The organism is Natronospira sp. (genome assembly GCF_007134575.1).
Taxonomy (GTDB): Bacteria; Pseudomonadota; Gammaproteobacteria; order Natronospirales; family Natronospiraceae; genus Natronospira; species Natronospira elongata.
This window is the reverse complement of sequence record NZ_SLKM01000088.1, coordinates 1-6,922: the sequence shown is the minus strand read 5'-3', so window position 1 is coordinate 6,922 and position 6,922 is coordinate 1. Positions and strand designations below refer to the sequence as shown.

General features: G+C 61.9%; 8 protein-coding genes. 5 read left to right on the top strand and 3 right to left on the bottom strand.

Going from position 1 to position 6,922, the window contains the following annotated elements; translation table 11 throughout:
• Positions 1-56 precede the first annotated feature (56 nt).
• Positions 57-671, top strand: coding sequence for a DedA family protein (locus ACJWXQ_RS03480; RefSeq protein WP_406672153.1), 615 nt, complete (start codon positions 57-59; stop codon positions 669-671).
• Here the strand turns inward: ACJWXQ_RS03480 and ACJWXQ_RS03475 are convergent.
• Positions 668-1,246, bottom strand: coding sequence for a DUF2845 domain-containing protein (locus ACJWXQ_RS03475; RefSeq protein ID WP_406672152.1), 579 nt, complete (start codon positions 1,244-1,246; stop codon positions 668-670). The two genes, ACJWXQ_RS03480 and ACJWXQ_RS03475, sit on opposite strands and share 4 nt — an antisense overlap.
• Positions 1,247-1,352: 106 nt before the next feature.
• On the opposite strand from ACJWXQ_RS03475, the gene ACJWXQ_RS03470 reads away from it, so the two are divergent.
• Positions 1,353-2,177 carry an alpha/beta hydrolase gene (locus ACJWXQ_RS03470; RefSeq protein ID WP_406672151.1) on the top strand — a complete coding sequence of 275 codons (825 nt, stop codon included), beginning with the start codon at positions 1,353-1,355 and terminating at the stop codon, positions 2,175-2,177.
• A gap of 40 nt (positions 2,178-2,217) precedes the next feature.
• Here ACJWXQ_RS03470 and yrfG read toward each other — a convergent pair whose 3' ends face one another.
• Positions 2,218-2,898, bottom strand: coding sequence for a GMP/IMP nucleotidase (gene yrfG, locus ACJWXQ_RS03465; protein WP_346052670.1), 681 nt, complete (start codon positions 2,896-2,898; stop codon positions 2,218-2,220).
• Positions 2,891-4,207: an ATP-dependent RNA helicase RhlB gene (rhlB, locus tag ACJWXQ_RS03460; RefSeq protein ID WP_406672150.1), complete on the bottom strand. Its 1,317-nt coding sequence runs from the start codon at positions 4,205-4,207 to the stop codon at positions 2,891-2,893. Before rhlB ends, yrfG begins: the two co-directional genes overlap by 8 nt.
• Positions 4,208-4,563: 356 nt before the next feature.
• On the opposite strand from rhlB, the gene trxA reads away from it, so the two are divergent.
• The 3 genes from trxA to ACJWXQ_RS03445 form a co-directional block, all read left to right on the top strand.
• Entirely contained in the window at positions 4,564-4,890 is a 327-nt protein-coding gene (gene trxA / locus ACJWXQ_RS03455; protein ID WP_346052668.1) for a thioredoxin TrxA, read from the top strand.
• A gap of 67 nt (positions 4,891-4,957) precedes the next feature.
• The gene (gene rho, locus ACJWXQ_RS03450) at positions 4,958-6,214 is read left to right on the top strand and encodes a transcription termination factor Rho (protein WP_346052667.1); all 1,257 of its coding nucleotides are present in this window, start codon (positions 4,958-4,960) and stop codon (positions 6,212-6,214) included.
• Between the two features lie 243 nt (positions 6,215-6,457).
• Positions 6,458-6,922: hypothetical protein (locus ACJWXQ_RS03445; RefSeq protein WP_406672149.1), on the top strand; the 465-nt coding region annotated here is incomplete at its 3' end.

Below are 6,922 nucleotides of genomic sequence, written 5' to 3'. Positions count from 1 at the left end.
GAACGTGAGGGAAAAAAGATTACAATGTCCGGTCGGCCGAGCAAAGGACGGGATGCATGCATGAGTTGATGATGACGGACCTGGGGCAGTGGATGCGCACCCATTACCTGCTGGCCTCGGTTCTGATCTTTGTCCTGATCCTGCTGGAGTCCTTGATACTCATCGGCTGGTTCATTCCGGCAGTGCTGCTGCTGATCATTGCCGGTGGCCTGATTGCCGCTGACGTTCTCCACCCTCTTCCCGTGGCCATCGCCGCCCTGTCCGGTGCCTTCCTGGGTGCCAGCCTGAACTACTGGTTTGGCCGCCGCTACCGGGAGCGTCTCAGTCAGATCTGGCCTTTCACCCGACGCCCGGACCTGATCAGCCGTGGCCGCCTGTTCTTTCGCCGCTATGGCAGTCGCAGCATTTTCCTCGCCCGTTTCACCAAGCCCTTGCGGCCGCTGATGCCGGCGGTGGCCGGCATGGTTCGCATGGCGCCGCGGCGATTCATTGTCGCCAATCTGATTTCGGTTTTTGTCTGGGTGCTTGGCTATCTTCTGCTGGGTTTTCTGGCCATGGGCTCGGTTTCCCTGCTGCCCGAACCGGCCCGCCTGCCGGCGTTGCTGGTATTGGTGATGACCGTGTTGATGGCCGCGCTCTGGAACTGGCGCCGCCGTCGAACGGCAGTCTAGGACGCTGAGCGGCTGCCACGGCGCGAGCTGGTCTCGATATTGACCACGCGCCCGTTGATCAGCGTGACAATGCGGATAAAGCGCCGCGGCCCGAAGTCGTAGATCCAGTCCTCCGCCGGCATTCCCGCCCGATAAACTCGCCCGTCCCGCTCGGTTCGATAGTGAACGCCGGTGATGCGCAGCTCCTTTTCCCTCGGCTTGCCACATTTGGAGAGCAGCTCCATCTGGGTAATGCCGGATTCAATCTGACCGGGACTGCAGGCCCCATTGCCCGGCCGGAAGCCGTGGCGGCCGGTGCGAACCTGGGTCAGACGGCCATCCTGGAAGCGCAGAAAGCGCATCAGCCGGTGGGGGCCGAGGTTGTACTGCCATTCCTCGCGAGTCGGAACATGGCCGTAGCGGATGGTGTAGACGCTGTGCAGGGGAACCACCACATCCGGCTCGCCACAGAGTTCGCGGACCTCGAACATCCGGTCCCCGCGCTTGACGATCTTGCCGTCACAGCGGAATCCGGCCTCGGCGGTCATCGACAGGCTGGTGAGCAGGCCGATCAGCAGACAGGCAAACAATCGCATTCGATGCCCTCCCGGCATGACATGGCATCATGATGCTGGCTGAATCACATTGGACCCGGGGTCACCGGGGCCGGTTCCGCGCCAGGACAGTACTTGGGAGCAGACCATGTTGAGATTATTGCTGATGGCCATTGGGGTTTATCTCGGGATTCTGGTCCTGATGTGGCTGTTTCAGGATCGCCTGCTCTATCTGCCGTCCATGCCGGGGCGGGAGCTGCAGGCCAGCCCGGCGGACCGGGGCTGGGAGTATGAGGACCTGGAGCTGATTGCCGAGGATGGCACCCGTTTGCATGCCTGGTGGGTGCCGGCCCCGGAGGCGCGGGGCAGCCTGATCTTCTTTCATGGCAATGCGGGCAATATCTCCCATCGCCTGCATTCCATCGAGATTTTCCGCAATCTCGGCCTGTCCGTTCTGATACTGGATTACCGCGGTTACGGCCAGAGTGAGGGCCGACCGTCGGAAGCCGGCCTCTATCAGGATGCCCGAGCGGCCTGGGATCATCTGCTGGAGGAGCGGGGCGTGCCGGCGGGGGAGGTGGTGCTGTTCGGGCGCTCCCTGGGTTCAGGGGTAGCCGCCTGGCTGGGGCAGACCGTGACACCGGCCGGGGTGATCCTGGAATCCAGTTTCCGCTCCGTACCTGACATGGCGCAGACGGTCTATCCCTTCCTGCCGGCCCGCTGGCTGGCGCGCATGGACTATCCCACCGAGGACTACGTGCAGAACCTTGAAGCCCCGGTATTGGTAATTCACAGCGAGGATGACGAGATCATTCCCTTCCAGCAGGGCCGCGCCGTTTACCAGGCGGCCAATGAGCCCAAGCAGTTCCTGACCCTGCGGGGCGGCCACAACACCGGCTTTCTCGACAGTCGCGAGGTCTATGTCTCGGGTCTGGATGACTTTCTGAGCAAAGTCCTGGGGGAGGGCGACTAGCGGCCGGTGCCAACCCCGTCATGCCCGATGCCGGGGGATGTCATTGATCCCGGGGCGGGACCGGGCCCAGCTCCGGGATGGCGTCGACGGCAGGAAAATCGCTGATCGGTCGGGGCGGCTGATCGCTGGCCGGGCGGGCCACGGCGGTCAGATGGGCAATGCCGTGGTCACGGGCCGAGGCCAGCACCGGCAGGGAGTCGTCCACGAACAAGGTACGGGCCGGCGCGAAGCCCATCTCCGCCTCCAGGCGTTGCCAGAACAGGGGGGATTCCTTGGCGGCGCCGAACTCATGGGCGGTATGGATTTCAGGCACCAGGCGATCGAGACCGGTGCGGGCCAGTTTGATGGCCAGCACCTGGGGGTGGGCATTGGTGGCGATGGCCACCCGCCGGCCACTGGCGGTAAGATCGTCGAGAAAGTGCTCCACGCCGGGGAGGAGTCGAATCTCCGAGTCACACTGGCGCTTGAGCGCTTCCAGGTCGAAACCGAGAGCCTCGCTCCAGTAATCAAGACAGTACCACTGCAGCTGGCCGTTCACCCGGTTCATGCGTTGCTTGAGGTCGGCCAGGGCGGTGTCGAAATCCAGGCCCTGCTGCTCGGCATGGCGGCGGGGTACCCGCTCCAGCCAGAAACGATTGTCAAAGGCCAGATCCAGCAAGGTGCCGTCCATGTCCAGCAGGACGGTCTCGGTCTCCTCCCAGATGCGGCGTCGCTCAGTCATTGCCGCCCTTGTGGCTGCCCGAGCCCCGGCGGCCGCCGCCACGCCTGCCACCGCTGCGTCCACGGCCACCACGACCACCGGCCTTTTTCCTGCCACCCGGACCACCTGGGCGCCGCTTGATCGGGGCGCGCGGCTTGAGTTCCACCAGGAGCTGATCGTGCTGGGTCTCCTTGGGCAGTTGCTGCTCGATGTAGTCCTCGATTTCCGGCAGCGACATGGCCCAGGTTTCACAGGCAAAGCTGATCGCGTCACCCTCGGCCCCGGCGCGAGCGGTGCGCCCGATGCGGTGGACATAGTCCTCCGCGTCCTGGGGCAGGTCGAAATTGAATACGTGACTGACGTCGGGAATGTGCAGGCCCCGGGCGGCCACGTCGGTGGTGATCAGGATGGGCAGTTCGCCGGTCTCGAACTGCTTGAGCAGGGACAGACGCTTCCGCTGAGGCACATCGCCGGAGAGGACCTGGGCATGGAAATCGTTGCCCTCCAGCCAGGCGCAGAGATCCTCGGCGGTCCGCTTCATGTTCACGAAGACCATGGTGCGGCGCGGGTCCATGCGCCGGAGCAGCCCCACCAGCAGCCTGACCTTTTCGTCGCTGGCGGGCATGTAAACGGTCTGGCGGACCCGGTCGGCGGTGACCTGATCGGCGTCCACCTTCACCGAAGTGGGGTTGTTCATGTGCTCATAGGCCAGCTCCATCACCCGGTAGGAGAGGGTGGCGGAGAACAGCATGTTCAGCCGCTTTTCCGGATGGGGCAGCTTGCGCAGGATGTAGCGAATGTCCTTGATGAAGCCCATGTCGAACATGCGGTCCGCCTCATCCAGGACCGCCACCTGGGCCGCGCGCAGGTCGAAGACCCGCTGCTTGAAATAATCGATCAGCCGCCCCGGGGTGCCGATCAGCACATCCACCCCATCCTCGAGCTGCTTGCGCTGCTGCTCATAGCCGGCGCCGCCATACACCAGCCCCAGGCGCAGGCCGGTATGTCGGCCCAGGGCCTCGGCGTCCTTGTGGATCTGGACTGCCAGCTCCCGGGTGGGTGCCAGCACCAGGGCACGGGGCTGGTTGGCCCGGCGCTCGGCCGGGGCCGGATTGCTCAGCAGATGATTGAACAGGGCCAGCAGGAAGGCGGCGGTCTTGCCGGTGCCGGTCTGGGCCTGACCGGCCACGTCCCGGCCCGCCAGGGCCAGCGGCAGGGTTTCCGCCTGGATGGGGGTGCAGCGGTCGAAACCGGCCTCTTCTATGGCTTTTTTCAGGGGCTCTGCCAACTTCAGGCTGTCGAAACGGGTCTCGCTGAGGTGGGTTTGCATGCTTGTCATGTCCAGCTGTGGAAAAATGGCGCACGGCGAATGCAGCCGCGGGCTTGAAATCTGTGCCCGAATGGGCTCCAATAGGGCCTAATGATCTGCGAAAGCTCGCATCCCGCGAGGATTTCAGCACACCCAGTATCTTGCGGAAGCCTCGAGCGGCTGTAATCGGGCGTCATTATTGTGCCTTATGTTGCTGGCCGCGTCACACCAGGCGCCGAGAATAGTCAAATTCGATGCCGGCTGGCGTTTCCGCCCATAATTCGACAGGATTTCATATCGTCTGCCGGTTTTTCTTCGGCATCGCACACAGGCGGTTCCCTTTTTTGTTTTCTCTGGCTTGATTGGAGGCCCATATCGTGAGTAACGAGATTGTTTATACTTCGGATGACAAATTCCAGGATGATGTGCTGGAATCGGATGTTCCCGTGCTGGTGGACTACTGGGCCGAATGGTGCGGTCCCTGCAAGATGATCGCGCCGGTTCTGGACGAGCTCGCCGGTGAGTACAGCGGCAAGCTCAAGATCGTCAAGCTGAACATTGACGAGAACCCGAAGACTCCGCCGAAATACGGTATCCGGGGTATCCCCACGCTGATGCTGTTCAAGAACGGCAGCGTGGAAGCCCAGAAAGTGGGTGCCATGTCCAAGTCTCAACTGACCGCATTCATCGACACCAACCTGTAATCACGGGGCCGGCCGCGTACCGGGCCACCGGCTTACCGCGGCCGGCCCTGCCAACCAAAGAAGCACAATGAATCTGACCGAACTCAAGAAGAAACCTGCCAAGGCGCTGCTCGATATCGCCCAGGAAATGGGCATTGAAGGCATGGCGCGTAGCCGCAAGCAGGATGTGATCTTTTCCATCCTCAAAGCGCACGCCAAAAACGGGGAAGAGATCTACGGCGATGGGGTGCTGGAGATTCTGCAGGATGGATTTGGTTTCCTGCGCTCCGCTGACAGCTCCTACATGGCCGGGCCCGATGATATCTACGTCTCCCCGAGCCAGATCCGCCGCTTCAATCTGCGCACCGGCGACACCATTGCCGGGCGAATCCGTCCGCCCAAGGAGAGCGAACGCTATTTCGCCCTCCTCAAGGTGCAGCAGATCAATTTCGACAAGCCCGAAGCGGCCAAGAACAAGGTCCTGTTCGAGAACCTGACGCCCCTGTTTCCCAAGGAGCGTCTGGTCATGGAGCAGGGCAACGGCAGTACCGAGGACATTACCGCACGGATCATCGACATGGCCTCGCCCATCGGCAAGGGCCAACGTGGCCTGATCGTTTCCCCGCCCAAGGCGGGTAAGACGATGATCCTGCAGAACATCGCCCAGTCGATCACCAACAACAATCCCGACTCCCAGTTGATTGTGCTGCTGATCGACGAACGCCCGGAAGAAGTCACCGAGATGAGTCGCTCGGTCCGGGGTGAAGTGGTGTCCTCCACCTTCGACGAGCCGGCCAGCCGTCATGTGCAGGTGGCCGAAATGGTAATTGAAAAGGCCAAGCGCCTGGTGGAGCACAAGAAGGACGTGGTGATCCTGCTGGACTCCATCACTCGTCTGGCCCGGGCCTACAACACCGTGGTGCCTTCCTCCGGCAAGGTGCTCACCGGTGGTGTGGACGCCAACGCCCTGCAGCGGCCCAAGCGCTTCTTCGGGGCCGCCCGTAACATTGAAGAAGGCGGCAGCCTGACCATCATTGCCACGGCCCTGGTGGAAACCGGTTCACGCATGGATGACGTGATCTACGAAGAGTTCAAGGGCACCGGCAACATGGAACTGCACCTGGACCGTCGAATTGCCGAGAAGCGGATCTTCCCGGCCATCGACTTCAACCGTTCCGGCACCCGTCGCGAGGAGTTGCTGGTTTCCCAGGATGAGCTGCAGCACATGTGGATTCTGCGCAAGCTCCTGCATCCCATGGATGAAATCCAGGCAATCGAGTTCCTGATCGACAAGATGAAGAATACGAAGCAAAACCAGGAATTCTTCATGATGATGAAGAAATGAATAGGAACCTCCTTACGGAGATTCCCGGAGGGGCCTTTTGGCCCCTTCTTTTTATTTCAGCTTCGAGCTACGAGCTACGAGCGGCGAGCCGGGGCGTGCTTATTGAGAGATGGCTGCCGATGAATTTCCGCCGTGGCATGCATGAACCGGGGAGTGAAACCTGAGTCTAGAGTTGTATCATTGGAAGCTCGCAGCTCGCAGCTCGCAGCTCGCAGCTCGCAGCCGGATTCGGAGCCCCGCACCATGAAGCAGTCGTTGCTCGTTTTGATGTTTCTGGCCTTCCTCCTACCCACCCACGCCCTTGCCTGTCGTGGGGATGTGGTGACGGTGATGGATTACATGGCGGGGGACTGGATGGTGGCGGATCAGCAGGGCAATGTGCTGGGTTATAGCGAAATCCGGGAAGGGGCCGGGGGTTGTGCCATTCGGGAGCGGTGGCAGGGGCAGGACGGCCTGGAAGGGGAAGCCATGTTCACCGCCCGTGACGGGGGTGAGCGGTGGCGCATGGTCTGGTCCGACAGTGACGGCCTGATGCTGGAGCTGGATGGCCAGCGTCAGAATGGCAATATGGTCTTCACTGGTGCCCAGGAAAGCGACCAGGGGCAGATCCTCCACCGCATCGTCTATGAGCTTCTGTTTGAAATCGGCGAGATTCACCAACGCTGGGAATACTCCACCGATGGAGGCAGGCGGTGGCAGGTGTTTTTT

Coding starts and splice junctions, on each gene's coding strand:
- ACJWXQ_RS03480 (WP_406672153.1), top strand. CDS start 57: ATGCATGAGTTGATGATGACGGACCTGGGGCAGTGGATGCGCACCCAT.
- ACJWXQ_RS03475 (WP_406672152.1), bottom strand. CDS start 1,246: ATGCGATTGTTTGCCTGTCTGCTGATCGGCCTGCTCACCAGCCTGTCG.
- ACJWXQ_RS03470 (WP_406672151.1), top strand. CDS start 1,353: ATGTTGAGATTATTGCTGATGGCCATTGGGGTTTATCTCGGGATTCTG.
- yrfG (WP_346052670.1), bottom strand. CDS start 2,898: ATGACTGAGCGACGCCGCATCTGGGAGGAGACCGAGACCGTCCTGCTG.
- rhlB (WP_406672150.1), bottom strand. CDS start 4,207: ATGCAAACCCACCTCAGCGAGACCCGTTTCGACAGCCTGAAGTTGGCA.
- rho (WP_346052667.1), top strand. CDS start 4,958: ATGAATCTGACCGAACTCAAGAAGAAACCTGCCAAGGCGCTGCTCGAT.